The organism is Kitasatospora sp. NPDC024654, assembly GCF_055559155.1.
Map to the genome: position 1 here is coordinate 83,806 of NZ_JBVHLF010000018.1, position 25,239 is coordinate 109,044.

Here is a 25,239-nt window from a genome sequence, read left to right on the forward strand (position 1 = left end):
CCCGCCCAAGAAAAAAAAAAACCCCCCCCCACCCCCCCCCCCCCCCCCCCCCCCCCCCCCCCCCCCCCCTCGCGCCCCCCCCCCCCCCCCCCCCCCCCCCCCCCGACGCGCTACTCGGCCGCCAGGTACATCCCGGAGGCGTCCTGGCCGGGCGTGTTGCGGCAGGCGAAGTTACCGGTCGGCTGAGCGTAGATCAGGGCCAGGCAGCGGCCCACCGCGAGCTGGCCGTAGTAGTTCGGGTGCAGCGACTCCTGCTCGGTGCCCTGGGTGGAGGTGCCGACGTCCACGAAACGGGCCCACTCGGCGGTGGCTGCCGGCGGCAGGTTGCCGGGTGTGGCCATCTGGGCCGACGTCGAGCAGACCTCGTGGCCCTGCAGCATGTCGCGCAGATCCAGGAACTGCACGCCGCGACTGGCCGCGACCGCCGCCAGCTGGTTGGAGATCTCCGGCACCACGGTGTCGCGGGCCCAGTCCGAGTCCGCGTTCCAGAACGGGCAGCCGCCGGTGGTCTCCCGGGTCCAGCCGCTCTCCGGGTAGCGGTTCTCCGAGCTGCGCGGGATCGGCGAGGGGTAGGACTGCAGCACGATCCGGTAGTCGCCGGCCGCGTAGCCGTCGGCGGTCATCACCGCGCGGATCTCGTCGATCGACTTGCCGACATCGGCCATCGCGGTGGCCATCTTGCCGTCGATGACGGACTGTTCGCTGCTGTTGCAGTAGGAGTCCCAGACCAGGTAGTCCTCGGCGCAGGTGGTGAGCACGTCACCGAAGCCGAGGTCGTTGCCGCCGATCGAGAGGGTGATCAGCTTGACGTCGTACTGGTTGGCGACGGTGGCGAGCTGGTCCGCCTGCGGGGCCTCGCCCTTGAGGCTCTGCCCGCCGTCGGCGGCCCGGAAGATGTTCGCGGTGGTGGCGCCGGAGCAGGCCAGGTTGATCTGCGCCTGGCCGATCGCCGCGGTGTTCACCTCGGCCGAGTCGGAACGGTCGCAGCCGCTCGCGTAGGTCGCGCCGTAGACCGTCGACGGGTCGTACGAACTGCCGTTCCAGGCACGGTCGGTGCCGTCCCGGCTGCCGCTGTTGTCGTCGCTGTTGCCCATCCAGCGACCGGCCTCGCCGGAGATGTAGCTGTCGCCCAGGGTGACGCTCGCGGTCGGACGCGAGTCGGCGTGCGCCGGGGCGGCCACCGCCAGCAGGGCGGTGGCGGAGAGCGGCAGGGTGAGCAGGGCAGCGATCAGCTGCCGGGGGCGGCGGACGAGTGTGGCGCCGCCAAGGCGTTCGGGCACGACGGAACTCCTGCGATCGGCAGCTCCCCGATGTGGGGCGGGAAGTTGCTCCGAGTGAGGTGGGCCGCCGGCCGGTGGCGCGAGAAAATGTGGCATGCGCGCGCTTGTTACCGCTAGGTATCGGCAGCACCATTCTCACTCTGTTACCGCACAGTTCAGTTGGCCGCAGGTGCCGTTCAGCAAGGCGACCCCGTTCGGCGGCCGCACTTCGGGAGCCGCCGAACGGAGTCGCCGGTCAGACCGGCCGTGACCCCGATCCCGGGGCGGCGAGCACCGCGGCCAGGTCGGCGGCCAGCCGGTCCGCCTCCCCGGGGGCCATCGTCGCCACCGTCACCCGGATCCCGGGCGGCGACTCCTGCCGGAACCGGGCGCCCGGCGCCACCGCCCAGCCGCGCTGCAGCAGCGCCACCACCGTCCCGGTCTCCTCCGGCACCGGCACCCAGACGTTCAACCCGCTCACCCCGTGCGCGGCGATCCCGCGCGCGGCCAGCGCGTCGAGCAGGGCGTCCCGGCGGACCCGGTAGGCGCCGGCCAGCTCGGCCACCGGCGCGGCGTCGGTGCGCCACAGCTCGGCGGCGGTGCGCTGCAGCAGGTGGCTGACCCAGCCGGTGTCCAGCCGCTGGCGGCCCAGCAGCCGGCCCACGGTCTCCCGGTCGCCGGTCAGCACGGCGAGCCGCAGGTCCGGGCCGAACGCCTTGGCCATCGAACGGACCACCACCCAGCGCTCGGTGACCGGCCGTCCGTCCGGTCCGGCGCAGACCGGATGGAACGGCAGCGTGACGATGCCGTGCCCGTGGTCGTCCTCGATCAGCAGGGTGCCCGGGTGCTCGGCGAGGACGGCCCGCAGCCGCGCCGCGCGGTCCGCGGTGAGCGCGGCGCCGGTCGGGTTCTGCGCCCGGTTGGTGATGATCAGCGCGCGGGCGCCGGCCGCCAGCGCCGCGGCCACCGCGGCGGGCCGCGGTCCGGCGTCGTCCACCGCCACCGGCGCGATCCGCAGGCCGCGCGCGGGCAACAGGTCGAGCAGGCTCCCCCAGCCCGGGTCCTCGGCGGCGACCAGGTCCCCGGGGCGCAGCTCGGAGGCGAGGATCCGGTCGATCGCGTCCAGCGTCCCGGCGGTGACGGCCGGGCTGCCGGAGGGCACCCCGTCGGCCCGGAACCCGGCCAAGGCCAGCGCCAGCAGCTCCGGGTCGGCCGCGGGGTGCCCGTACAGCACCGGGCCACGGTCGGCCGCGGCGGCGGCCACCGCCAGCGCGGGGGCCAGCGCCGGGAGCAGCGCCGGGTCGGGGTTGCCGTCCGCGAGGTCGCGGGCGTGCGGCGGGACCGGCACCTGTAGCCGGTCGCGCGGGGCGCCGGCCGGGCGGGGACGGATCCGGCTGCCCTTGCGCCCCGCGGTCTCGATCACCCCACGGTCGCGCAGCAGCCGGTAGGCGGCGGCCACCGTGTTGGGGTTGACCCCGAGCTCGACGGCCAGCTCGCGCAGCGGCGGCAGCGGCTGGCCCGGCCGCAGTTCCCCGTGGGCGAGCGCGCGTTCGACGTCGGCGGCGATCTCCGTAGCGCGCCGCCCCTGGATCCGATAGTCTCCTAGCACAAAAGAAATTATGCACTAGTACATAGGGGGATGTCATGTCGGCCGCCACCACCGCGGACGAGACCGGTCAGTACGCCCGCACCCCGCGCACCACACCGACCCGCTACAAGGACCGGGCCAGCTGGGAGCGGGCCGAGATCCACGCCATCCTGGACACCGCCTGGGTCTGCCACCTGGGCTTCGTCGTCGCCGGCGCCCCGGTGGTGCTGCCGACGATCTTCGCCCGGGTGGACGACCGGCTCTACGTGCACGGCTCCACCGGCAGCCGCCCGCTGCGCGGCGCCGGCAGCGACCAGGGCCTGCCGGTCTGCCTCACCGTCACCCAGGTCGACGGGCTGGTACTCACCAAGTCGGCCTTCAACCACTCGGTCAACTTCCGATCCGTGGTGGCGCACGGCATCGCCCACCAGGTCACCGACCCGGACGAGCTGACGCTGGCCCTGAACGCCCTGGTCGACCACGCCGTGCCGGGGCGCTCGGCGGACTGTCGCCCGGCCAACCCGAAGGAGCTGGCCAAGACCGCGGTGATCCGGCTGGTGCTGGACGAGGTCTCGGCCAAGACCCGGGCCGACGGCGCCGACGACGACCCGGAGGACGCCGACCTGCCGCACTGGTCCGGCATCGTCCCGTCCGCCACCGTCTACGGCACCCCCGTCCCGCACCCCGGCAGCACCGTGCCGCTGCCCGGCTACCTGACGGACTTCCAGGCCGGCGGTGCGCCGTGCTGATCCGCTCCTGGGACGCCGGCACCGAAGCCGAGTGGCGCGAGTGGCTGGCCGGCCGCGACTTCGGCCTGCTGGCCGCCAACGGGCCGGCGGGCGAGGGCCCGGTCCTGGTCCCCACCCACTTCCTGCTGGACGCCGACCACGGCGAGATCGTCCTCCACCTCGCCGCGCCCAACCCGCTGTTCGCCGCGATCCGGAGGGACCCGGACGTCACCCTGGCGGTGACCGACGACTACGCCTTCGCGCCCGGCTACTGGCGGACCGGCACGCCGACCAGCTACTACGCCTCCGTCCACTTCCGCTGCCGCGCCGAGGTGGTCGAGGACCCGGCCGGCAAGGCGGAGATCCTCAACCGGCAGCTGGCGCACTTCCAGCCGGAGACCCCGCGGACCCGGGTCACCCCCGGCGCGGAGCCGTTCGGTCCCCAGCTGGCCGGCATCCGCGGGCTGCGGCTGACGATCCAGCAGGTCCGGGCCAAGTTCAAGTACGACGACAAGCTCCCGGCCGCCGAGCAGGCCGCCCAGGCCGACCGACTGGCCGAGCGCGGAGCCCCCGGCGACCAGGGCACCCGGGAGCAGCTGCTGCGGCGCAACGCCCGGCGCACCGGCGGCTGCCCGGCCGGCTGAGCCGGACGGGTCTCCCCCGCGGCGACTCCCGGCTCCGGTGCCGGAGTGCCGGGCGGTCGGCTGATCTGATGGTATGGACCATGCCCAGCCACCGCCCCGGGAGCCCGCCGTGACCACGACCACGCCGGCCGAGAGCGCCGCTGGCGCCCATCTCGGCCATGTCGTCTTCATCTCCGCCGCCGCGGCCATGGGCGGCTTCCTCTTCGGCTACGACAGCGCGGTCATCAACGGTGCCGTCACCGGGATCCAGCGGCACTTCCACGTCGGCAGCGCCGAGACCGCGTTCGTGGTCGCCATCGCCCTGCTCGGCTCGGCCGCCGGGGCGGTGGCGGCCGGCTGGCTGGCCGACCGCCTCGGCCGGGTCCGCACCATGCTGCTGGCCGCGGTGCTCTTCGCGGTCAGCGGCGTCGGCTCGATGTTCCCGCCCAGCGTGCAGGTACTCGGCTTCTGGCGGGTGCTCGGCGGAATCGCCATCGGGATCGCCTCGGTGATCGCGCCGACCTACATCGCCGAGGTCTCCCCGCCCGCCTACCGCGGCCGGCTGGCCTCCTTCCAGCAGATGGCGATCGTGCTCGGGATCACCGTCTCCCAGCTGGCCAACTACGCGCTGAACCAGGCGGCCGGCGGCGAGTCCACCAACCACCTGGCCGGTATCGACGCCTGGCGCTGGATGCTCGGCGTGGAGGCCGTGCCGGCGGTGATCTACGGACTGATGGCGCTGGCCATCCCGGAGTCCCCGCGCTTCCTGATCGCCGTCGGCCGCGAGGAGCGGGCCCGCGCGGTGCTGACCGAGGTCGAGGGCACCGGGGTGGACCTGGACGCCCGGGTGGCGGAGATCCGGGCCGTGCTGCACAGCGCCCACAAGCCTCGGCTGGGCGACCTGCGGGGCGGTCGGTTCGGGCTGCTGCCGATCGTCTGGATCGGTATCGGCGCCTCGGTCTTCCAGCAGTTCGTCGGCATCAACGTGATCTTCTACTACTCCTCGCTGCTCTGGCAGTCGGTCGGCATCAACGAGAGCAACTCGCTGCTGATCAGCCTCTCCACCTCGATCATCAACGTGATCGGCACGGTGGTCGCGATGCTGCTGGTGGACCGGATCGGCCGCAAGCCGCTGGCGCTGGCCGGCTCGACCGGCATGGCGCTCGCGCTGGGCGCCGCGGCCTGGGCGTTCTCCTACCGGCACGGCGCCGACGGCCACGCCACCCTGCCCAGCCTGCAGGGCACCGTCGCCCTGGCGGCCGCGCACGTCTTCGTCTTCTGCTTCGCCTTCTCCTGGGGCGTGGTGGTCTGGGTGCTGCTCGGCGAGATGTTCCCCAACCGGATCCGCGCGGTGGCGCTCTCGGTGGCCGCCTCGGCGCAGTGGATCGCCAACTGGGCGGTCACCGTCTCCTTCCCCAGCCTCTCGAACTGGAACCTGTCGGCCGCCTACGTCATCTACGCCTGCTTCGCACTGCTCTCCATCCCGTTCGTGGCCTTCTGCATCAGGGAGACCCGCGGCCGGGCGCTGGAGGAGATGGGCTGACCGGGCCGCGCGACACGCCCGGCCGGAGCGGCGGCTGACGGTCGCTCACCTCCCCTCCGCATACCATCGTGCCCGCGGGCCGTCCCGGCCCGGGCCGCACCTGCCAGATCCTCTCGCGGCGTCGTCCCCGCCGCGCCCGCCCGCGGCCCACCTGGAGCAGCCCGATGGCCGATCCCGCCGCTGCCGGAGCCGGCACTGGCCGGCAGAACGTCACCTTCCCCAGCAACGGGAGTCAGGCCCACGGCTATCTGGCCCTCCCGCCGAGCCGCCGGGGACCGGGCCTGCTGGTGGTCCAGGAGTGGTGGGGGCTGACCGACCACATCGCGGGCATGGTCGACCGGTTCGCCGCCGAGGGGTTCCTGGCGCTGGCGCCCGACCTGTACGGCGGCGTCACCACGCACGACCGGGCCGAGGCCGCCGAGTTGCTCAAGCGGCTCCCGGTCGAGGGCGCGGTGCGCGACCTGCGCGGCGCCGTCGACTTCCTGCTCGGGCACTCGGCGCTGGCCGGCGACGCGATCGCGGTGGTCGGCTTCTGCATGGGCGGCGGCTTCGCGCTGCGGCTGGCCGCGCTGGAGGGCGACCGGGTGGCGGCCGTCGTCCCGTTCTACGGCCTGCCGCGGGAGCCGGGCTACGACTACCGCGGCCTGACCGCGCACGTACTGGGCCACTTCGCCGAACACGACCACGGGCTGCCGCCGGAGACCGTGGACGAGGCGGCGATCCTGATCGGCGAGGCCACCGACCGGCGGCCGGAGATCCACTTCTACCCCGCCGGGCACGCCTTCATGAACGAGGAGAACCCGCTCGGCAGCTACGACCCGCTGCAGGCCGAGATCGCCTGGCGCCGCACCCTCAGCTTCCTCCGCGGCCACCTCGGCTGACCCGGACCGGGGGACGGCCGGTTACCGACCCGTACCGTGGACAGCCGACGATGCCACCGTCATAGTCGGCGAGTGCCGAACCGAACCGACGCCCCCGCCCGCCGTTTCGCCTGGGCGGGACGCAGCTACCTGATCCAGACCGGCGCGACCGTGGTCAGCGGCCTCGGCAACGCCGGCGCCCCGATCGCCACCGCCTTCGCGGTGCTGGCGATGGGCGGCGGTGCGACCGGGATCGGGTCCGTCATCGCGGCCCGGCTGCTGGCCACCGTGCTCTTCCTGCTGCTCGGCGGCGCGGTGGCGGACCGGCTGCCGCGGCACCGGGTGATGGTGGCGGCCAACGTCGGCAACGCGCTCTCCCAGGGCGTACTGGCCGCGCTGGTGCTCTCCGGCTCGGCGCGGCTGTGGGAGGTGGTGCTGCTCTCCGCGGCGGGCGGGGTGGGCCAGGCCTTCTTCACCCCCGCGGCCGAGGGCGTGATCATGGAGTCGGTCGACCAGCGGCAGGCACCGCGCGCCTTCGCGCTCTTCCGAACCGCGATGAACTCCTCGCAGATCGGCGGCGCGGCGCTCGGCGGGGCGATGGTGGCCGCGGTCGGACCAGGCTGGGTGCTGGCGCTGGACGCCTGCTGCTTCGCCGCGGCCGGCGCGCTGCGACTCCTGCTGCGGGCGCCGGCCCCGGCGGCCCGGCCGGCCGGCCCCGGCCTGCTCGCCGAACTCCGGGACGGCTGGCGGGAGTTCGCCTCCCGGCGCTGGCTGTGGACAGTGGTGGTGCAGTACGGCGTGGTGAACACCTGCCTGATCGCCGCCGAGTCGGTGCTCGGGCCGATCGTCGCCGACCAGCGGCTCGGCGGCGCCCGGCCATGGGGGCTGGCGAACGCCGCGATGGGCGTCGGGCTGGTGCTCAGCGGGCTGCTGCTGGTGCGCCGCCAGCCGCGCCGGATCCTGCTGGCCGGCAACGTCGGGATGCTGCTCTTCGCACTGCCCGCCGCCGCGTTGGCGGCCGGCGCGCCCCTCCCGGTGCTGGCCTGGGCGATGTTCGCCTCCGGCACCGGCGGCACGCTCTTCGGCGTCAGCTGGATGATCGCCCTCCGGCAGGAGATCCCGGCCGCCAAGTTCTCCCGGGTCGCCGCGTACGACTGGTGCGGCTCGGTGGCACTCGCCCCGGTCGGCACGGCGCTGGCCGGCCCACTGGCCGGTGGGCTGGGGCTGAGCGGCGCGCTCTGGGCCTGCGCCGGGCTGATGACACTGCTCTCGCTGCTGGTGCTGGCCGTCCCCGAGGTCCGCCGACTCACCCGTTCCCCGGTGATCGGCGCGGTTGGCGAGGTCACCGCCACTCAGGCGGTCCCCGAGACCGCGACCGCCTGACGCCCGACCGTCTGCGCTCGGGTCGGACCTCCTGGCAGGGCCGGCCGCGACCGGCCCTGCCGGGTTCCGCTAGGGTCTCGCTCCGCGGTACCGCGCGGCGCGACGACAAGCGTGACTAAGGGGCAGGGCATCCATGAACCGGCAGGGCTCGTTCGCGACACTCGAACGGGCGGTGAGCGCCGACGGCGGTAGTCCGCCCGCTGGCACCAATCGCTTCGCACGCTGGGCGCGCACGTGCGGCCTGCTGGCGCTGGTGCCGTTCGCCCTGGTCTTCGGGGTGATCGCCCTGGTGCAGGTGCGGCGCAGCGGGCAGCGGGGCAAGGGCCTGGCGATGACGGGCCTGGTCGCCGCGGTGGTGTGGCCCATGCTCTTCTACGACGTGGCCGACATGCTCAGCTCCCACGTGCAACGGAACCGGGACGGCGGGGTCTCCGAGACCCAGGTGGACAGCGTCTTCGACCTGCGGCCGGGGGACTGCTTCACGGTGCGCTCCAGGGACGCCGACGGCGGGATCCAGTGGGTCGCCCTCGTCCCCTGCGCCCAGGCGCATGACGGCAGGGTGTACGCGACGCCGGTGCTGACCTACAACGCGTCCCTCCCCTCCGACGCGGCGGCCAAAGCAGCCTGTGCGCAGGCCCTGCCGGCCTCGACGCCCGCCAACGCCTCGGTCGGCTACCTCTACCCGGACGCGCTCGACTACTCCCAGGGGCACGGCCGGGCGTCCTGCTTCACGGACTCCTGACAGCGGGTCGGTTGACCCGCGGGACGGAGACACGGTGACACGTGTTTCGGGCTGGAGCCGACACCCGGCCGCCCGAGACCGGCGGGTCCGGATCCGGGTCCGATCGAGTGGGCCGGCGGCCGCGCCAGTTCGCTCAGCCGTCCCGCCGCAGCACCTGCCGCCACCCCTGGCGCGCCACCGCCGCCGGCCGGCGCGCCCACGACGGGGTCGGTGCCGTCGGGACGGCCGGAGGCGCGGGGACGGCCGGACGCGTGGGGAAGGCCGGACGCGTGGGGAAGGCCGGGGCGCTCGGCGGCGGGTCGGTGACGGGGCCGGTGAAGTACTCGGCGTCCTTGGGCCGGTGGGCGAGTTGCCGGGCACCGCGGGTCGCCGGCTCCAGGTGCGGGATGTGCTTGGAGCAGTGGATGTAGGCCTCGTCGACCGAGAGGTGGACCCACAGCTCGGTCCGGCGTCCCGGCGCGGTCTCGACCGGCAGGTGCGGGTAGGCGGTGCGCAGCGCGTCGTCGGGGCGCAGGTGGGCGGTGCCGTTGACGTGCAGGCCGATCCGGTCGCCGGTGAAGTCGAGGAAGAGCAGGCCGAGATGGGGATTCTCGGTGATGTTCCCGGCACTCGCCATGACACCGTTGCCGCGGTACTCGGGATAGGCCAGTGTGTGGTCGTCGAGGACGAGGACGAATCCGGGCGGGCCGGCCCGGAAGCTGGCGTCGCAGGCTCCCTCGGCGTCCGCGGTGGACAGGAAGACCATGGTCTGGCGGGCGATGAAGGCCTGCATCTGCGGTGTCAGGTGCGGGCGGACCTGGCGCTGGTAGAAGTCCGCGGCACGCTCGGCGGTGCCGCGCAGTTGCTGCAGCCGGTGCTCGCCGGCCGAGCCGAAACGGGTGTCGGCGCGACCTTCGGGACGGGACTCGTGAGCGTCGTCGAAGCCACCGGCGAGGCCGTTGTCGGAGCCGGCGTGGGAGCCGGTGCCGGCGTCGTCGTCAAGGCCCTCGGTGGAGCCGGAGGCGGGCTGGGTCACGAGGGGTCCACCAGATCGATCGAAACGAACGGGTCGTGGTGGATGCGCTCCAGCGGGATCCCACCGCGACGCAGGATCCGCGCGGCGGCCACGATCATCGGGCCCGGTCCGGCGAGGTAGGCGTCGTGCCGCGGCCAGGGCCCACAGCTGGCCAGGGCTTGGAGCAGTTGGTCGCCGCCACCCCTGCCGACCGACTGCTCGTCGGCGACGGCGGCCCGGATGGTGAGCCAGGGGTGGCGCCGCGAGAGCTCGTACAGGTCGTCGAGCGCGTAGAGCTCTTCGAAGCTGCGGGCACCGACGAAGAGGTCGAGGGGCAGTTGCCGGCCGTCCAGGACGGCCTGTTCGATCAGCGCCCGGATCGGCGCGAGCCCGGTGCCGCCGGCCACGCACACCGCGCCCCGCTGCGACCGGCGGTCCAGCACCATGTCGCCCAGCGGGGCGCCGAGCCGCAGGACGTCACCGACCACGGCCCGGCGCACCAGGGCATTGCTGATCCGGCCACCGGTGACGGCCCGGACCTGGAAGGTGATGCTCCCGTCCGGGCGCGCGGCGTTCGCCGGGGAGTAGTAGCGCCAGATCTTGGGCCACCAGGGCGTCTCCATGCCGACGAACTGCCCACCGGTGAACGGGTACGGCTGGTCCGTCCGCACGGTGATCTCCGCGAGGTCGGCGGAGCGGCGCAGGTGGCCGACGATGCGGGCCTGCCAGACCGCGGGCCGGTGCCGCGCGTCGTCGATGGCGGCCTGGTCCATGGTCTGCGCGGCGGTGTTGTAGGCCCGGGTCCAGGCGGCGGCGACCTCGTCGGTCCAGGCCGGGCCCGCGAAGTGCTCCAGGGTGGCGAGCAGGCACTCGCCGACCGCCGGGTAGTGGGCGCTCAGCGTGCCGAACTTTCGGTGGTCACGGCCCAGGTTGCCGCAGAAGGTCACCAGGTTCGCGGGATCGTCGACGAGTTCGACGATCAGCAGCAGGGCGCGCACCAGCCGGTCGTGCTGGACGTCCATCTGGGCCGGGAACAACTCGCGGACCTGCGGGTACCGGTCGAACAGCATGGCGTAGAAGAACCTTGGCAGGTCGGCCGCGTACGGCTCGACCGCGGCCACGCTCGCCCGGACCAGGTCGATCTCGCGCGCCGTCAACAGTTGGCCCGGTTCGGGCGACTCCACGGCCGGTGTCGTTGACCAGTCACCCTGTGGAGCCGGCTGAGTGGCGACGCCTCCGGTGGAGCGGTCGGCGCGGAACTTCACGGTACGGCTCTCCAGTCCAGTTCGTCACCCCCTGTGAACTGTGGTTACCCAGCATGGACCCGACAGATTCTGCCCAGTCGCCCAGGCCGCGCCAAGCGGCATTCTGTGAAACCTGTGTGCGCATGGGTTTCTTGCCAGAACGGGAGGCACCTGGTAGCGGCCCGTCGGCTCGGCGTCGTCCCCCACTGATGTGCGAGGTCCTCGGATCCCCGCCGTGAGGGGTGCTGTCCGAGGCCCTGTCGCCGCTGTCGCTGACGGCCGCCCGCCCTGGGATGTGACCCCCGAAGTGGGAAGAATTGCGCAGAGAGTATGGAGGAGATCACGGTTCGGGCGATGCCGGGAGGGTGAACGCGTGCGTGACTTCATACCGGCCGCGGCATCCCAACCCGCCGGGACAGCGCACAGGACACCGTCCTCGACGCGACACCGCCCGGGTCCTCCGCCATGGGCGGCCGTTCACACCAAGCATTGAACGGATCCGATATATTGACGCCTTGACAGGTTCAGGAGTTGAATTCTGGCCAGCCGAGCATCAGTTGGGGACGCCGGGACGGCTTCCGGCCGGTTCGAGCGGATCGCGGCCCGGCGCGTTCCCCGTCCGCTCCTCTCCCGGGGGGCGGCCACCGGACTCTGGGAGCCGCAGATGATCGACGCAACCCGCCTCTGGCATGCCGTCCGCCACCCAAGCCCGCGTTCCCGCCGCTGGCGCCGGCCGGCGCTGGTGGCGACGCTGGGGCTGCTGACCGCGCTGGGGCTGCTGGCCGCGTTGGTGACCACCCCGGTCACCGCGGGCGCGGCGACCGTGCCCGCGGCACCGTCGGGGTGGACGACGGTGTTCAGCGACGACTTCGCCGGACCGGCCGGCAGTGCGCCCTCCGCGTCGAGCTGGACGTACGACACCGGCCCGGGATCGAACTTCGGGACCGGTGAGATCGAGACGATGACCAACTCGACCGCCAACGTCCACCTCGACGGCAACGGTCACCTGGACATCACCGCGCTGAACGGCGGCGGTGGTTGGACGTCCGGCCGGATCCACACTCCCGGCGCGGTGGTGGGGGCCCCGGTGGGCGGCAAGCTGGAGGTCACGGCCTCGATCGAGCAACCCGACCCGGGGAGCGGAGCCGGGTACTGGCCCGCGTTCTGGATGCTGGGTCCCGGGCAGTGGCCCGAGAACGGTGAGATCGACATCATGGAGGACGTCAACGCGCTGTCGGAGGTCGCGGGCACGATCCACTGCGGTACCGATCCGGGCGGCCCGTGCAACGAGGGCAACGGGATCGGCAGTGGCCTGCGGGCCTGTCCGGGTTGCCAGACCGGTTACCACACCTACTCGATGGTCCTGGACCGGACGGACCCGGCGACCGAGTCGGTGACCTGGTACCTCGACGGCAACCAGTACTTCAGCGTGAACGAGGGCCAGGTCGGCGCCGCGACCTGGCAGCAGGCGTTCGACCACAACATGTCGATCATCTTCGACCTCGCCATCGGCGGCGGCTTCCCCAACGGTGTGTGCGGCTGCACCACGCCGGGGGCGGGTACCAGTTCGGGCGCCACGATGAGCGTCGGCTACGTCGCCGCCTACACCACGACCGGCGGGGGCGGGGGCACCGGGACCGGGCAGATCACGGGTTACGGCGGTCTGTGCCTGGACGACCGGTCGGCCAGCACCGCCGACTACAACCCGGTTCAGGTGTACACCTGCAACCAGACCGCCGCGCAGCAGTGGACCGTGGCGGCGGCGGGCAGCACCCTGCAGGTCCTGGGCAAGTGCCTGGACGTCCACGCGGCCGGTACCGCCAACGGCACGCCGGTCGACCTCTACGACTGCAACGGCACCGGCGCGCAGGTCTGGATCCCCCACTCCGACGGCTCGCTGTACAACCCCGAGTCGAACCGGTGCCTGGACGACACCGGTTGGTCCACCACGCCGGGCACCCAGGCGCAGATCTGGGACTGCACGGGCGGGGCCAACCAGAAGTGGGTCCTCCCGTCCTGACCTCCCACCACGACGAGCCGGGACGGCGGCTCGGCGGCGGCCGGTGTCGGCAGGACTCCGATCCGGCCACAGGTGGAGCGGGCGTCCGGGCGATCCACGGAGCTCGGCATGCCGGTCGAGCGCCCGTCGGACTTCGCCCCGACGCCAACCCGGCGCGTCCCGACGGCCGTTGACGCACCCGACTGACGCATCCGACGGGCCGCCGGCCGTGATCGTCGGTGGGCCGGCGGGCGGCCCGCCCGGATCGGCGAGCGGCGCCACCCCGGGATCGACCGCAACTGGCTTGACCACCAGTGACCTTGAACTTCGGCGATGCGCCGCCCTGGGGCGGAGGGACCGGCTGTCACCACCGTTACGGGCGGGGCTGCGTGTAGGGTCGGCGCAACAGGGACTATCCAGGGGGAATTTTCCATGACGATCGATCAGAACGCCGCCCAGGCCAGGCTTTGGCTGATCACGGGCGCCAACAGCGGGTTCGGAGCCGCCTTCGCGCGGGCCGCGCTGGCGGTCGGCGACATCGTGGTCGCCGGGGTGCGCCGGCCGGAGAGCATCGCGGCGCTGATGGCCGAGTTCCCGGGGCGGATCACGCCGGTGCGGCTCGATGTGACCGATGCGGAGCAGTGCGCGCAGGCGGTGAAGAGCACGATCGAGGAGCACGGACGGATCGACGTGCTCGTCAACAACGCGGGGTACGGAGTCGTCGGCGCCGTCGAGGAGACCACCGAGGACGAGCTGCGCGGTGCGATGGAGGTGATGTTCTTCGGTGCGATGCGGCTCACCCGCCTGGTGCTGCCGCACCTGCGGGCCCAGCGCGGCGGGACGATCGTGCAGGTCACCAGCATGGGCGGGATGCTCTCCTTCCCCGGCGTCGGCGCCTACAGTGCCGCGAAGGGTGCGCTGGAGCTGGCCAGCGAGGCGCTGGCCGGCGAGGTCGCGCCGCTGGGGATCAAGGTGCTGATCGTCGAACCGGGCGCCTTCCGCACCGAGTTCGCCGGTCCGGCGCTGCAGTCCGCGAACGTGATCGAGGACTACCGGCCCACGGTCGGCGCCCTCCGGGCCGCCCTCTCCGGCAGCCACGGCCAGCAGCCGGGCGACCCGGCCAAGGCGGCGGCCGCGCTGCTCGCCGCGCTGGAGCTGCCCGAGCCACCGCTGCGGCTGGCCCTGGGCGAGGACGCGGTCACCGCGATCCGCGGCAAGCTGGCGGCGGTCGGCGCCGACCTGGACGCCACCGCGGAGCTCAGCCTGAGCACGGCGATCGACGACTGACCCTCGGTCAGCACAGCGGCCCAGGGACTCGGCAGCACCCGGGCCACCGCGGTGGCGGCGCCGGCCGGAGCACGGTTCGGCGCCGCACCCGCGCGCGCCACGGAGGGCCGCGCGCTCCTGCTCCCGCGCCTTCCGCACCGTGGCATCCGCGCGGCCGGGGCCGGTGGCGAGCCCGCGGATCGCACCGCGCTCACCCTGGCACCTCTCCCCGGGCCGGCAGCCGTGGCAGGGCCCCGGCAGGGGTGCAGGGTGGCGTCGACGTCCTTGGGCTGCCAGTTGCCGGGCGAGCCCGCCTGGCGGACGATCGCCTCGTGGGCGATGGTGGCGCCCAGGACGGCTCGCTGCCGCCCGCCCGTCGTCCGGTGTCGACGCACTCAGGACCACCTGGCTCGACGGCTCCACCGGCCGACACGTCGGCACCGACGCGTGTGGCGGGCGACCTCCTGGAGGGGGTCGCCCGCCCCACACGTCCCGGTACCCGGGGGAACGGCGTATCAGCGGCGCAGCGCGTGGCCGCCGAAGCCGTTGCCGCCGCCCGCTCCCTGCCACCACTGCTCGATCGCCTGCTGGTCCATGGCCGCCCAGTCGGGCGTCTCCAGGACCTGCGCCCGGCCAAGGCTGCGGCCGAGGTCGCGGGTGGCGCGTCCGACGGGTGCCCGCTCGGCGCCGTAGGCGTGCAGCGCCTCGTCCCAGTCGCCGCTGGTGCGCAGCGCGCGCTCCAGGGCGGCGGCGTCCTGGATGGCCTTGATGGCGCCGCTGCCGGTGTTGGGCCGCCCGACGGAGGCGGCGTCGCCGAGCAGGACGAGTCGTCCTGCCGCGTAGGCGGGCACGGCCATGTCGTACATCGGCTGTATGAAGCGGTCCTCGGGCTTGGTGCGTTCCATGACCTCCTGCCAGTACGGCGGAAGATGCCGGACCATCAGTTGTCGCTGGTGGTCCAGCAGTTCGGTGGTGACGATCCTCGGGTGGATTGTCGCCGGGTCGTCGAACGGGCCGGCGGTGGTGGGCGGGACGGCGTAGAAGACGCAGTTGACGTGGGGGATGCCGCCGGCCGGCCCGGGGATGCGGTAGACGAGCATGTGCCCGCCGGGCCAGACCACCGTCGCCGCGTCGCCGTCGAGGAAGGCCTCGGGTGGGTCGGGCAGCCGGTCGGCGGGCAGGGTACCGCGCCAGGCCAGGTATCCGCCGTACTCGGCGACGACGTCGGGGTGTATCGCGGCTCGGACCACCGAGCGGTAGCCGTCCGCTCCGATGACCAGGTCGAAGCGTTCCTCGGTGCCGTCGGCCAGGTGCACCACCGCGCCGTCGGCCTCGGGAGCCACGCGGGAGACGGTGACGCCGGCGCGGTAGTCGACGGTCCCGGGGATCCGGTTTCGCAGTTCCCGCCAGAGGGAGCCCCAGTTGTAGGAGCGGAACGGCAACGGCAGGACGCCGATCTCGCGGCCGGCCCAGGTGGTGCCCTGTCGCATCACCCAGGGTCGGCGGGCCAGTTGGAGCCAGGGCATGCCGGCGTCGAGGTTCCGGCTGCCTCCAGCTCGGCGTACCGGTCGTTGTGCAGGGTGAGGCCGACGCCGCGGTCCTGGAGCCGGCCGGCGGCCCGTTCGAAGACGACGACCTCGTCCGCGCCGACCCGCGAGGCGGCGAGCGCCGCGGCGCAGCCCGCGATGCTCCCACCCACGACGGCCACCCGTCCTCCACGCACGTGCTTTCTCCCCTCCCCAGCTGCCGCCCCGGCGTCCGGTCGGACGCGGTCACCAGCAGACAGCGACCGAGTATGTCACCGTCTCCGAGCCGGCGGTCGTCAGGCCACACGAGGCCACGGCCGTCGGGCCGGGTGTCCTGCCCTGGTGGTCCCGGCTGTTCTGGCCGGGCTGTGGCCGGCACGGTTTCGCGACGGCCCCTCGGACCGGGGGTTCCGGCGCGGCCCCGCCGGCGGTCGAGCTACTGGCCTGCCTCGGCCGCCACCTGGAGTTCCGCCCTGCTCGAGGCGCGCCAGTGTCGGGGTCAGCGGCCCGAGGTGCCGCTGTCGTACTCGCTGGTTCCCGCGTCCAGTAGCGGGGACTGCTGCTGTTTCATGTGCGCCGGGGCCATCAGGCGCAGCACGTGGTAGCCGACCAGGACGACCAGGGTGCCCAGGGCGATGCCGCTGAGCGAGAAGTTGTCGGTGAACTTCAGGGACACGTTGCCGATGCCGATGATGACACCGGCCGCCACCGGGACGAGGTGCAGCGGGTTGGTCAGGTTCACCTGGTTGTGCACCCAGATCTGGGCGCCGAGCAGGCCGATCATGCCGTACAGGACGACGGTGATCCCGCCGAGCACGCCGCCCGGGATCGCGGCGACCACCGCGCCGAACTTCGGGCAGAGGCCGAAGAGGATCGCGAAGCCGGCGGCGCACCAGTACGCGGCGGTGGAGTAGACCCGGGTCGCGGCCATCACACCGATGTTCTCGGCGTAGGTGGTGGTGGCCGGGCCGCCGACGCTGGTGGAGATCATGGTGGCGGCGCCGTCCGCCATGATCGCCGCGCCCATCCGGTCGTCCAGCGGATCACCCGTCATCTCGCCCACGGCCTTGACGTGCCCGGCGTTCTCGGCGATCAGCGCGACCACGACGGGGAGCGCCACCAGCACAGCGGAGGCGGAGAAGCTCGGCGCGTGCAGGGCGGGCAGGCCGATCCACTCGGCCTTGCCCACGCCGGAGAGGTCGAGCCGCCAGTGGTCCGTCACCACTCCGGCCCCGTTGGCGGAGTGGATCCGCCCGAGGGTCCGGTCGAAGATCCAGGAGGTCGCGTACCCGAAGACCAGGCCGAGGAAGATCGCGATCCGCGACCAGAAGCCGCGCAGCACCACCAGGGCGAGGCCGGTGAACAGCATGGTGAGCAGAGCGGTCCACTGGTCCTGCGGCCAGTACGTCCCGGCGGTCACCGGTGCCAGGTTGAAGCCGATCAGCATCACCACGGCGCCGGTCACCACTGGCGGCAGCACAGCGTGGATCACCCGCGCGCCCGCCGCCCGGACCGCCGCGCCGCAGGCCGCGAGCACCGCCCCGACCACCAGCATCGCGCCCGTCAGCGTCGCGGCGTCACCACCCTGGGCCTTGATCACTGCTGCCACGCCGACGAAGGAGAGGCTGCTGCCGAGGTAGCTGGGGATGCGCCCACCGGTGACCAGCAGGAAGAAGATGGTCGCGACACCGGAGACCATGACGGCCAGGTTGGGATTGAGTCCCATCAGAACCGGTGCCACGAAGGTCGCACCGAACATCGCGACCACGTGCTGAGCGCCGAGCCCGATGGTGCGCCCCCAGCTCAGCCGTTCGTTCGGCTTGACGACTGCACCGGGCGCGGGGCTCCTTCCGTCGCCGTGCAGCTTCCAGCCGAAGCCCGCCATGGGTCACTCTCCTTGTCGGCAATGCCCATGCGGGCAGATCGGAACATCAGCCGATCACACGACGCACGCCGATGCAAAAACTCCGCCGCCCGGCGGGTGGCGCTCCCCGGCCGCGTCGTGACGCGGGGACGGACTCCGGGACCAGGGCAGGTCGGGTTGAACGGAGCAAGACAGCCGGCCCTTCGGCGAGTTGGGAGAGAACGGCGCGGACACCGGTGCGCAGCCCGCCGGAGCGGTCCAGCCGGTCGGGGCCGGCGCCGAGCAAGCCCGATCTCGCGCGAGCTGCCCCCGGAGAGGCACGGCCCGCCAGTTCCGGTGGGCGACGGATGTCGAGGCGGGCCGTCACCCGATCGGCTCAACGCAGGCTGCTGAGCCTGCGCGTCAGGTCCAACCATGGGACGAAGGATGGCTCACCCGTTCAGCCCACATGAAAGGGGGGCCAAAAATGGCTCTCCTGCTTGATGTGTGGGTCACACTGTCGTGGGTTGGCGTCCTGGGAGGGTGGGGCGGGGGCCGGCGAGGGTGAGTATGACCAGGGCGATGACGGCGTCGGCGGAGTGGAAGCCGTGGGAGCCATGACCCGTCGTCGTCCCGGAACCGTCGTGCCGGCCGCCGGCCGACGAGGCGTCACCGCCGGTGTGGGTCGGGGCGTGCGGGGCGGTGTTCGTGCCGTGGCCACCGCCGACCGAGTTCTCGACCTGGTGACCCGTCCTGCCCACCGCCACCGGCGGCTCGTGCCCGCCAGGCGAAGGCGCCAACTCGTGGCCGCCACCACCGGCATGGGCACCGACCAGGTCCCGCGGGGCCGGGACGTCCACGTGCAGCCCCTCACGGAGATGAGCGGGCACCTCCACCGGGGGCTTGTTGACCGTACCGTCCGGCAGGTGCAGATCACCGTCCCGGTCGAGGATCCAGCCGTTGGGCAACTTGACGCTCTGGTCCGGTAGTTCGGTGCCATGCGAACGCAGCAGGTTGATGTCCGCGAGGCCCTTGATGTCGAGGACCTTGATCTTGAGGTTACCAAGGGCGTCAAGGGCCGTCGCCACCTTGGGAATCGAAGCGACGCCCTTGAGTCCGGCCCCCACACCCTTGGCGATGTAGGTCATCGGATCGATGACCTCGCCGACCTTGCCCGCCATGCCGATGGCCCGCGCGGCCACACTCGCCTTGCCCGCGTCGCCGGCGGCGTTGAGACCGGCGCCCTCCCCTCCGGCCGCCAACGTCAGGACGTTGAACACCACACCGCCGGCCGCCCGGGCCGGGTTCTTGCCCCACTCGTCCCAGGCGAGCATGCTCTTGCCCGCCTCACGCGTCGCCTTGCGGCTCTCCTGCACCCATTTCGGCAGTACGGAGTCGGGGATCGCCATGCCGATCGGCATCAGCGCGAAGTTCGGGAACCCGTAGCTGGCCAGGCCGATACCCAACTCGCCAAGGCCTTTCCAGGAGTTGACGAAGGTGTTCCACCCCTCCAGCCCCACCAGACCACCCAGACCCTTGAGGGTGCCCCAGACCCCGTCGATGACCACACCACTGACGAAGGACTTGCCCCAGTACCAGGCGTCGTACCAGTGGTGCTTCTGCTCCACCGCGTCACCCCACGGCAGCCCCGAGGCACCGTCGAGCTGCTGCGCGCTGTAGCCGTACATGTTCGACTTGTTGGAGCCGTCGTTGGCGATGAACGTCGTGCCGTTGAAGACCGCTTCGATCTTGTTGGCACAGTGGCGCTCGGCGCCCCAGAACGACGCCACCGCCGCGTCCACCGCCGAACGCAGCTTGTTGTCCTGGTCCACCTTGGACGAGTCGTACTGCCAGTCGTGGTCGTCCTTGACCCCGGCCACGAACGTGCTGGCCTGCTCCTTGAGGTCCTTCAACCTCTGCGCTATGGGTCGGACCTCGGACGCGTACTCCGACAGCGCCGCGGCGACCTTCTCCAGATCGCTCTCGAACACCTTCGCCGTGTCGGCCACCGGCTTGGTCGTCGCGAACAGCTGCTCCGCCTCCGGCGCTTCGTAGAACGCCGCGAGCCCCTGGAACGTCGAGTGGATACTCGCACCGGTCGTGCCGATCGCCGACGCGTCCGACTTCAGACTCGTGACATCGGACTCCAACTGGGCGAGATCCCCCGTGAACTGCGGTATGGCATCGGGATCGATCACGCCTCCCCCCGCACATGCGCATCCAGAACAGCAGCCATCGGTCCTCCCCCGTCCGGCGCCCCCACTGCACCGGCAGCGTAACCTGCCCCACCGACCGATCCCGCGACAGAGCCGCTGGTCACCGCAGTCCTCCCCAAGGACGACACCCGCCCCCCATCACACCCTTGCAATCAGCTGACGACCCGCACAGCCCACCGGCAACTGAGTCCAGCTCGCGCGGGAAGGACGTGCCGGAGTGTTGAAGCGAGCTGCGGGGTTGGCGGCTGCCCCACTCACGCGGGGAGTACAAGCGCGCCGCACTGCGCGACCGCCTGCCGTTCGGCTGACCCCCGCTCGCGCGGGGAGGACACCGGCTTCCTGGGCAGGCAGGCCCTGTCCCACTTCGGAGGGCGGGGCCGGGGATGGCGCCGGGTTTCGATGTGGTCACGACGACTCGTGGTGGTTGACCTGGGGTTCCGTCCAGGCGGAGGCTGGCCTTCCACTCTGGAGGGCGGATGAGCGACTGCAGCCGCTGCGGCGAGGACCTACTTCTCACCTACACCCTGCCAACCCCCGACCGTCCTGGTCTTGAACTGTGTCGCTGGTGCGACACCGGCAGCAGCCCGACCACGGACCGGCTTATCGACTACATGCTGCTCCCCGACGACCAGCGCACCGCTGCCCGTCTGATGCGTCTGGCGATTTTGTGGAGCCACGAGCGGCAGGACGGCAGCTCGAACCGGATCCCGCAACAGCGGGCGGAGAAGAAACCGTGATGGACGCGAACTGGGGCGACCACACCCGCGGCTCCGGCTGGAGCTGATCAGCCAACCAACGATGCCCCGCCGGCTACGGCTGGCGGGGCTCTGCTGTGCGGTCCGGTATCGGGCCGGCTACGGCTGCTCCTCGACGATGGCCCGGGCGAGGGCGACGGCCTCAGATCCGCCGACCCGGTTGAGAAATGTGGGGTCGAGGGTGGCGACCCTGGCCCAGCGGACGAGGACGTCGGCGATGAGCGGGTTGCAGGAGGCAGGGAGTCCGGTGGGGCGGTGGCGGAGTTCACGGATGGCAGCAATGAGGGCTTCGGCGTCGGTCACTGGTGGTCCTCTCCGATGCGTGAGTTCACGGTACCGGTGATCGGCCTGCTGGGCGCCTGCCGTGCGGCGGCTTCCCAGGTGTTCATGCGTCAGGTTCGTCGCTGGCTGCCCATGCCGGACCGGGCCGGACGGCGGGCTGAGTGGTGCGGGCGGGCCATGGCGGTGCGGCATGGGGTTCGGTACCGACGCCGACCGTGGTGTGTGCGAGGGACCGGTCGCGGATTCGCTGGAACTTCGCGGCAAAGTGCTGCTGCGGATCGTCGGTGAACTGGTGCAGGACGACCATGGCGGTGACGATCACGTCGCACAACTCATCCGCGACATCAGTCTCGGTGTGCGTCTGGCCCTCGCGCGGGTTCTGGCCCCGCAGGCCGATGTACGCCTGCATCGCCTCCCCGGCCTCCTCGGTCAGCGGCTGACCCCCGCTCGCGCGGGGAGGACGGGCACCCGAACGCGCCGTCCGGCATGCGGCGCAAGGGAGTTCCGCCTACGGTGCGTCGATGAGGGGGGTGACCCGATCCGAGAGGTGAAACCCCATGGCAGGGAAGTTCGAGCTCTACACCGACGAGAGCGGCATGCACCGGTTCCGGCTCAAGGCGAGCAACGGCGCGGTCATCGTGGTCGGTGACGCGCACGAGAGCAAGGAGTCGCTGCTGAAGACCATCGAGTCGCTGCGGAAGCTCGCACCCTACGCGGAGGTCCGCGAGGCGAGTTCCACCTCGGCCTAGCGCGCGGCCGGCGGCGGGGGCTGGGCCGGTACGGTCCGGACCGCTCCCCGCCGCCGGGTCCGGTCCACCGGATGCCAGGTGGCCCTGGTGCTTCCCCCCAGGGCTGGCTCTAAGCTCGGGTAATGCTGATCTCGATCATCGACGCCTTCACCAGCCGACCGTTCTCCGGCAACCCGGCTGCCGTCTGCCTGCTGGAGGGCGAGGACTGGCCCGACGAGCAGTGGATGCGTCAGGTGGCACGCGAGATGAACCTCTCCGAGACCGCCTTCGTCCGGCCGCTGCCCGCCGGGGAACCGGCCGAGTGGGCGCTGCGCTGGTTCACTCCGATGACCGAGATAGCGCTCTGCGGCCACGCCACGCTGGCCACCACCCACCTCCTGTGCGGCCGCGGGCTGGCCGGCGCCGGCCCGGTCCGGTTCAGCACGCTCAGCGGTGTGCTCACCGCGACCCCACGGCCCGACGGGACGGTCAGCCTGGACTTCCCGGCCGCCCGGCTCCAGCCCGCCGAGGTCCCGGCGGACCTGGCCGAGGCGCTCGGCGCCCGGATCGTCCAGTGCCGACGGACCGGACCGCTGAACATCCTGCTGGCCGAACTGCGCAGTGAGCACACGGTGCGCGGGCTCTCCCCCGACCTGGCGGCCATCACCCGGCAGGATGCCCGCGGCGTCGCCGTCACCGCGCCGGCCGCGGACCCGGCGGACGGCTACGACTTCGTCTCGCGCTACTTCGCGCCCGCCGCCGGGGTGCCGGAGGACCCGGTGACCGGCAGCGCGCACACCGCGCTGGCGCCGTTCTGGGCCGAGCGGATCGGCCGGGAGACACTGACCGGGTACCAGGCCTCACCGCGCGGCGGCCTGGTCCGCTGCACGCTCACCGACGCGGGCAGGGTGCTGCTCTCGGGTCGCGCGGTGACCGTGGTCGAGGGGACCCTGCTCAGCACGCCCTGACGCGTGCCGGACACGCACCGGACGCACCCCGGGCGGGCACCGGACGCACGCCGGCTCACCCCGTCGGCAGCCAGCTGACGTGCCCGGCCAGCAGCGCGTAGCCGACGAACGCCACCGTGTCGATCAGCGCGTGCGCCACCACCAGCGGCATCACCCGCCCCCACCGCCGGTACAGCAGGCAGAAGACCGCCCCCATCACCATGTTCCCGACCAGCCCGCCGACCCCCTGGTAGAGGTGGTACGAGCCGCGCAGCACCGAGCTGGCGACCAGCGCGGCCGGCCACCCCCAGCCGCGCTGCTCCAGCCGGCGCAGCAGGTAGCCGAGCACGATCACCTCTTCGAGGATCGCGTTCTGCCAGGCCGAGCCGATCAACACCGGGATGCGCCACCAGACGTCCGGCAGCCCGGAGGGCACCACGGTGAGGTTGACCCCGGCTGTCCGTGAGCCCAGGTAGAGCAGGAGCCCGGAGCCGCCGATCACCGCCGCCACGGCGGCCCCGCGCCCGAGGTCGCCGAGCTTGCGGCGCAGGTCGAAGCCGAGCACCCGCAGCGAGGTCCCCTCGCGTACCAGCAGGTAGCCGACGAGCAGCACCGGCATCAGGCCACGCCCGATGTAGTACAGCTGGTAGGCCAGGTCGAGCCACGGGCGGCCGGGCGCGGCCGAGGAGTTGAGCGGCGCTATCTGCTGGCCGAGCGCGACCGGCCGGGTGAGCGAGTCGACGAAGCTGATCACCGCGCCGACACCGCTGGCCCCCAGCGACAGGCCCAGCACGATGAGCAGCTCGGCCCCGAACAACCGGCGGGCCGGTGAGCCCTGCGGCAGGGCGTCCACGGGCGGCTCGGCTGGTGCGATCATCATGGCCGCTCATCCTGTCATACCGGGATGAGGAGGCCCGGGGAGCGGCGCGTCAGCCCAGCGACACCTCAACCCACCGGCCAGCTGTGCACCGGTTCGCCGCCGCGCATGTACTCCATGTACCGGCGGGTCATGGTGGCCAGCGCGGTGGTGCGGTCCATGCCGTAGCGTTCGCGCAGCCGGTGCACGGTGGCGGCCTGCCAGGCCGCGCCGTTGGTGCGGCGCAGGCAGCGCTGCTCGATGATGCCGAGGTAGTGGTCCCGGTCGGCGGGCTGCACGCCCCAGGCGTCCAGCCCCTGGTGGGCCAGCGGGAGCAGCTCCCCGAGCACCAGGTCGGTCACCGGCAGCTCGGCCGGCCCGCCACGCGCGCCGCGGCCCTGGCGCGGCCAGTGCAGCAGGGCCTCGATGCCGTGCCGGGCCGCGGTGTGGAAGTTCTGGTCGGCGCGGGCGAACGGCAGCCGGCTCCAGATCGGCCGCGGCTGCTCGGCGAGCACCCGGACCAGCCCGTAGTAGAAGGCCGCGTTGGCCAGCGTGTCGGCGACCGTCGGGCCCGCGGGCAGGCAGCGGTTCTCCACCCGCAGGTGCGGCACGCCGTCCGCCACGTCGTACACCGGGCGGTTCCACCGGTAGATGGTGCCGTTGTGCAGCCGCATCTCGCGCAGCGCGGGCACCCCGCCGGACGCCAGCACCTTGACCGGGTCCTCGTCGTCGCAGATCGGCAGCAGCGCCGGGAAGTAGCGCAGGTTCTCGGTGAACAGGTCGAGCGCGGAGTCCACCCAGCGCTCGCCGAACCAGGTGATCGGCCGCACCCCCTGGGCCTTCAGCTCGGCCGAGCGGGTGTCGCAGGCCTGCTGGAAGAGCACCGGCCGGGTCTCCCGCCACAGTTCCCGACCGAACAGGAACGGGGAGTTGGCACCGAGCGCCACCTGTACCGCGGAGATCGCCTGGGCGGCGTTCCAGACCGACGCGAAGCGGTCCGGGGTGACCTGCAGGTGCAGCTGCAGCGAGGTGGCGGCGGCCTCGGCCACCATCGTGACCGACTCCAGCACCAGGTGCTCGACGCCCTCGATGTCCAGCGCGATGTCCTCGCCCCGGGCGGCCATGATCTGGTCGCTGAGCAGGCTGTACCGGTTGTTGTGCGACATCGCGTCAAGCCCGGTGTGCTCCAGTGCCAGGGTGGGCAGCACGCCGACCATGACGATCCGGGCCCCCGCCTCCGCGGCCTGCCGGTCCGCGTAGCGCAGGCCGGTGTCGATCTCCTCGCGCAGCTCCTCGAAGACGTGCCCGGTCAGCCGGTGCGGGGCGATGTTGACCTCGATGTTGAACTGTCCCAGCTCGGTCTGGAAGTCGCTGGAGCCGATCGCCGAGAGCACCTGCTCGTTGCCGAGCACCGGCAGGCCCTGCTCGTCGGCCAGGTTCAGCTCGATCTCCAGCCCCATCACGGCCCGCGGCCGGTCGAAGCGGCCCTCCCTGAGCATTCGGTCCAGGGCCTCCAGACAGGACTGCAGCTTGCGCCGGTACTGCTGTCGGTCCGACAGGTCAGCACGGGTGGCGATGACCTTCTCCCCCATCGATTCCCCTCCTCCGGCAGGTCGACCGTGCCTGCATCATGCCCAGTCGGAAGATCGATACCCGATGGCCTCGAACACCTTGCGACACAAGAAGTCTGACACTGCGTCAGCTCTCCGCCGACTTGCCGGGCGAAACAGAAGGTGATAAACAGGTCACCCTGCGCACCTGTTCGAGTAGACTTCGCGCTGCATTCCGCTCCGGCCACGAACCGGCGCAGACCCCTGCCTGCCGCGAGGTCCGCTCCCGCGCCCAGCCACGCGATCA

The 25,239-nt window shown here is 72.5% G+C and carries 23 protein-coding genes; 11 read left to right on the top strand and 12 right to left on the bottom strand.

What is annotated here, in order from left to right:
* Nucleotides 1-110 precede the first annotated feature (110 nt).
* Entirely contained in the window at nucleotides 111-1,280 is a 1,170-nt protein-coding gene (locus tag ACZ38L_RS13930) for a GDSL-type esterase/lipase family protein (RefSeq protein ID WP_465692495.1), read from the bottom strand.
* Between the two features lie 235 nt (nucleotides 1,281-1,515).
* Entirely contained in the window at nucleotides 1,516-2,868 is a 1,353-nt protein-coding gene (locus ACZ38L_RS13935; RefSeq protein WP_465692497.1) for an aminotransferase class I/II-fold pyridoxal phosphate-dependent enzyme, read from the bottom strand.
* A gap of 35 nt (nucleotides 2,869-2,903) precedes the next feature.
* On the opposite strand from ACZ38L_RS13935, the gene ACZ38L_RS13940 reads away from it, so the two are divergent.
* The 6 genes from ACZ38L_RS13940 to ACZ38L_RS13965 all read left to right on the top strand — a co-directional run bounded on the left by ACZ38L_RS13940 (nucleotide 2,904) and on the right by ACZ38L_RS13965 (nucleotide 8,726).
* On the top strand, nucleotides 2,904-3,596 hold the full coding sequence (locus ACZ38L_RS13940; protein ID WP_465692499.1) for a pyridoxamine 5'-phosphate oxidase family protein: 693 nt from the start codon (nucleotides 2,904-2,906) through the stop codon (nucleotides 3,594-3,596).
* Nucleotides 3,590-4,219: an FMN-binding negative transcriptional regulator gene (locus ACZ38L_RS13945; RefSeq protein ID WP_465692501.1), complete on the top strand. Its 630-nt coding sequence runs from the start codon at nucleotides 3,590-3,592 to the stop codon at nucleotides 4,217-4,219. Before ACZ38L_RS13940 ends, ACZ38L_RS13945 begins: the two co-directional genes overlap by 7 nt.
* Before the next feature lie 109 nt (nucleotides 4,220-4,328).
* Entirely contained in the window at nucleotides 4,329-5,741 is a 1,413-nt protein-coding gene (locus ACZ38L_RS13950) for a sugar porter family MFS transporter (protein WP_465692503.1), read from the top strand.
* Between the two features lie 164 nt (nucleotides 5,742-5,905).
* Entirely contained in the window at nucleotides 5,906-6,622 is a 717-nt protein-coding gene (locus ACZ38L_RS13955; protein WP_465692505.1) for a dienelactone hydrolase family protein, read from the top strand.
* A gap of 72 nt (nucleotides 6,623-6,694) precedes the next feature.
* Nucleotides 6,695-7,984 (top strand): MFS transporter, encoded by a 1,290-nt coding sequence (locus ACZ38L_RS13960; RefSeq protein ID WP_465692507.1) that lies wholly within the window; start codon nucleotides 6,695-6,697, stop codon nucleotides 7,982-7,984.
* 133 nt (nucleotides 7,985-8,117) lie between these two features.
* Nucleotides 8,118-8,726, top strand: a complete 609-nt coding sequence (locus tag ACZ38L_RS13965) for a DUF4190 domain-containing protein (RefSeq protein WP_465692509.1) — start codon at nucleotides 8,118-8,120, stop codon at nucleotides 8,724-8,726.
* Nucleotides 8,727-8,859: 133 nt separating this feature from the next.
* Here the strand turns inward: ACZ38L_RS13965 and ACZ38L_RS13970 are convergent, their stop codons facing one another.
* A complete protein-coding gene (locus tag ACZ38L_RS13970; protein WP_465692560.1) occupies nucleotides 8,860-9,576 on the bottom strand; it encodes a pyridoxamine 5'-phosphate oxidase family protein in 717 nt (238 codons plus the stop codon).
* Between the two features lie 161 nt (nucleotides 9,577-9,737).
* On the bottom strand, nucleotides 9,738-10,904 hold the full coding sequence (locus ACZ38L_RS13975) for a globin domain-containing protein (RefSeq protein WP_465692511.1): 1,167 nt from the start codon (nucleotides 10,902-10,904) through the stop codon (nucleotides 9,738-9,740).
* 724 nt (nucleotides 10,905-11,628) lie between these two features.
* On the opposite strand from ACZ38L_RS13975, the gene ACZ38L_RS13980 reads away from it, so the two are divergent.
* Together ACZ38L_RS13980 and ACZ38L_RS13985 are read left to right on the top strand one after the other, a co-directional pair.
* On the top strand, nucleotides 11,629-12,984 hold the full coding sequence (locus tag ACZ38L_RS13980) for a ricin-type beta-trefoil lectin domain protein (RefSeq protein WP_465692513.1): 1,356 nt from the start codon (nucleotides 11,629-11,631) through the stop codon (nucleotides 12,982-12,984).
* 411 nt (nucleotides 12,985-13,395) lie between these two features.
* The gene (locus tag ACZ38L_RS13985; protein ID WP_465692515.1) at nucleotides 13,396-14,250 is read left to right on the top strand and encodes an oxidoreductase; all 855 of its coding nucleotides are present in this window, start codon (nucleotides 13,396-13,398) and stop codon (nucleotides 14,248-14,250) included.
* 494 nt (nucleotides 14,251-14,744) lie between these two features.
* On the opposite strand, the gene ACZ38L_RS13990 is transcribed toward ACZ38L_RS13985, so the two are convergent.
* From ACZ38L_RS13990 to ACZ38L_RS14005, 4 genes are all read right to left on the bottom strand, one after another.
* Complete coding sequence (locus ACZ38L_RS13990) at nucleotides 14,745-15,755, bottom strand: FAD-dependent monooxygenase (protein WP_465692517.1); 1,011 nt, start codon at nucleotides 15,753-15,755, stop codon at nucleotides 14,745-14,747.
* Nucleotides 15,719-15,937 carry a hypothetical protein gene (locus ACZ38L_RS13995; protein ID WP_465692519.1) on the bottom strand — a complete coding sequence of 73 codons (219 nt, stop codon included), beginning with the start codon at nucleotides 15,935-15,937 and terminating at the stop codon, nucleotides 15,719-15,721. Before ACZ38L_RS13995 ends, ACZ38L_RS13990 begins: the two co-directional genes overlap by 37 nt.
* Nucleotides 15,938-16,254: 317 nt before the next feature.
* Nucleotides 16,255-17,640: a uracil-xanthine permease family protein gene (locus ACZ38L_RS14000; protein ID WP_465692521.1), complete on the bottom strand. Its 1,386-nt coding sequence runs from the start codon at nucleotides 17,638-17,640 to the stop codon at nucleotides 16,255-16,257.
* Nucleotides 17,641-18,110: 470 nt separating this feature from the next.
* The gene (locus ACZ38L_RS14005; RefSeq protein WP_465692523.1) at nucleotides 18,111-19,796 is read right to left on the bottom strand and encodes a hypothetical protein; all 1,686 of its coding nucleotides are present in this window, start codon (nucleotides 19,794-19,796) and stop codon (nucleotides 18,111-18,113) included.
* Nucleotides 19,797-20,290: 494 nt separating this feature from the next.
* On the opposite strand from ACZ38L_RS14005, the gene ACZ38L_RS14010 reads away from it, so the two are divergent.
* The gene (locus tag ACZ38L_RS14010) at nucleotides 20,291-20,551 is read left to right on the top strand and encodes a hypothetical protein (protein WP_465692525.1); all 261 of its coding nucleotides are present in this window, start codon (nucleotides 20,291-20,293) and stop codon (nucleotides 20,549-20,551) included.
* Nucleotides 20,552-20,668: 117 nt separating this feature from the next.
* On the opposite strand, the gene ACZ38L_RS14015 is transcribed toward ACZ38L_RS14010, so the two are convergent.
* Together ACZ38L_RS14015 and ACZ38L_RS14020 are read right to left on the bottom strand one after the other, a co-directional pair.
* Nucleotides 20,669-20,872, bottom strand: coding sequence for a hypothetical protein (locus ACZ38L_RS14015; RefSeq protein WP_465692527.1), 204 nt, complete (start codon nucleotides 20,870-20,872; stop codon nucleotides 20,669-20,671).
* 82 nt (nucleotides 20,873-20,954) lie between these two features.
* Nucleotides 20,955-21,260, bottom strand: coding sequence for a MazG-like family protein (locus ACZ38L_RS14020; RefSeq protein WP_465692529.1), 306 nt, complete (start codon nucleotides 21,258-21,260; stop codon nucleotides 20,955-20,957).
* 148 nt (nucleotides 21,261-21,408) lie between these two features.
* Here ACZ38L_RS14020 and ACZ38L_RS14025 point away from each other — a divergent pair, with 148 nt between their 5' ends.
* Both ACZ38L_RS14025 and ACZ38L_RS14030 read left to right on the top strand, forming a co-directional pair.
* The gene (locus tag ACZ38L_RS14025; protein ID WP_465692531.1) at nucleotides 21,409-21,600 is read left to right on the top strand and encodes a YegP family protein; all 192 of its coding nucleotides are present in this window, start codon (nucleotides 21,409-21,411) and stop codon (nucleotides 21,598-21,600) included.
* A 122-nt stretch (nucleotides 21,601-21,722) separates the two neighbouring features.
* Nucleotides 21,723-22,547, top strand: coding sequence for a PhzF family phenazine biosynthesis protein (locus ACZ38L_RS14030; RefSeq protein WP_465692532.1), 825 nt, complete (start codon nucleotides 21,723-21,725; stop codon nucleotides 22,545-22,547).
* A gap of 55 nt (nucleotides 22,548-22,602) precedes the next feature.
* Here the strand turns inward: ACZ38L_RS14030 and ACZ38L_RS14035 are convergent, their stop codons facing one another.
* Together ACZ38L_RS14035 and ACZ38L_RS14040 are read right to left on the bottom strand one after the other, a co-directional pair.
* Nucleotides 22,603-23,403 (bottom strand): CPBP family intramembrane glutamic endopeptidase, encoded by an 801-nt coding sequence (locus tag ACZ38L_RS14035; protein ID WP_465692562.1) that lies wholly within the window; start codon nucleotides 23,401-23,403, stop codon nucleotides 22,603-22,605.
* A 68-nt stretch (nucleotides 23,404-23,471) separates the two neighbouring features.
* Nucleotides 23,472-24,974 (bottom strand): glutamate-cysteine ligase family protein, encoded by a 1,503-nt coding sequence (locus tag ACZ38L_RS14040; RefSeq protein WP_465692534.1) that lies wholly within the window; start codon nucleotides 24,972-24,974, stop codon nucleotides 23,472-23,474.
* Between the last annotated feature and the right edge of the window lie 265 nt (nucleotides 24,975-25,239).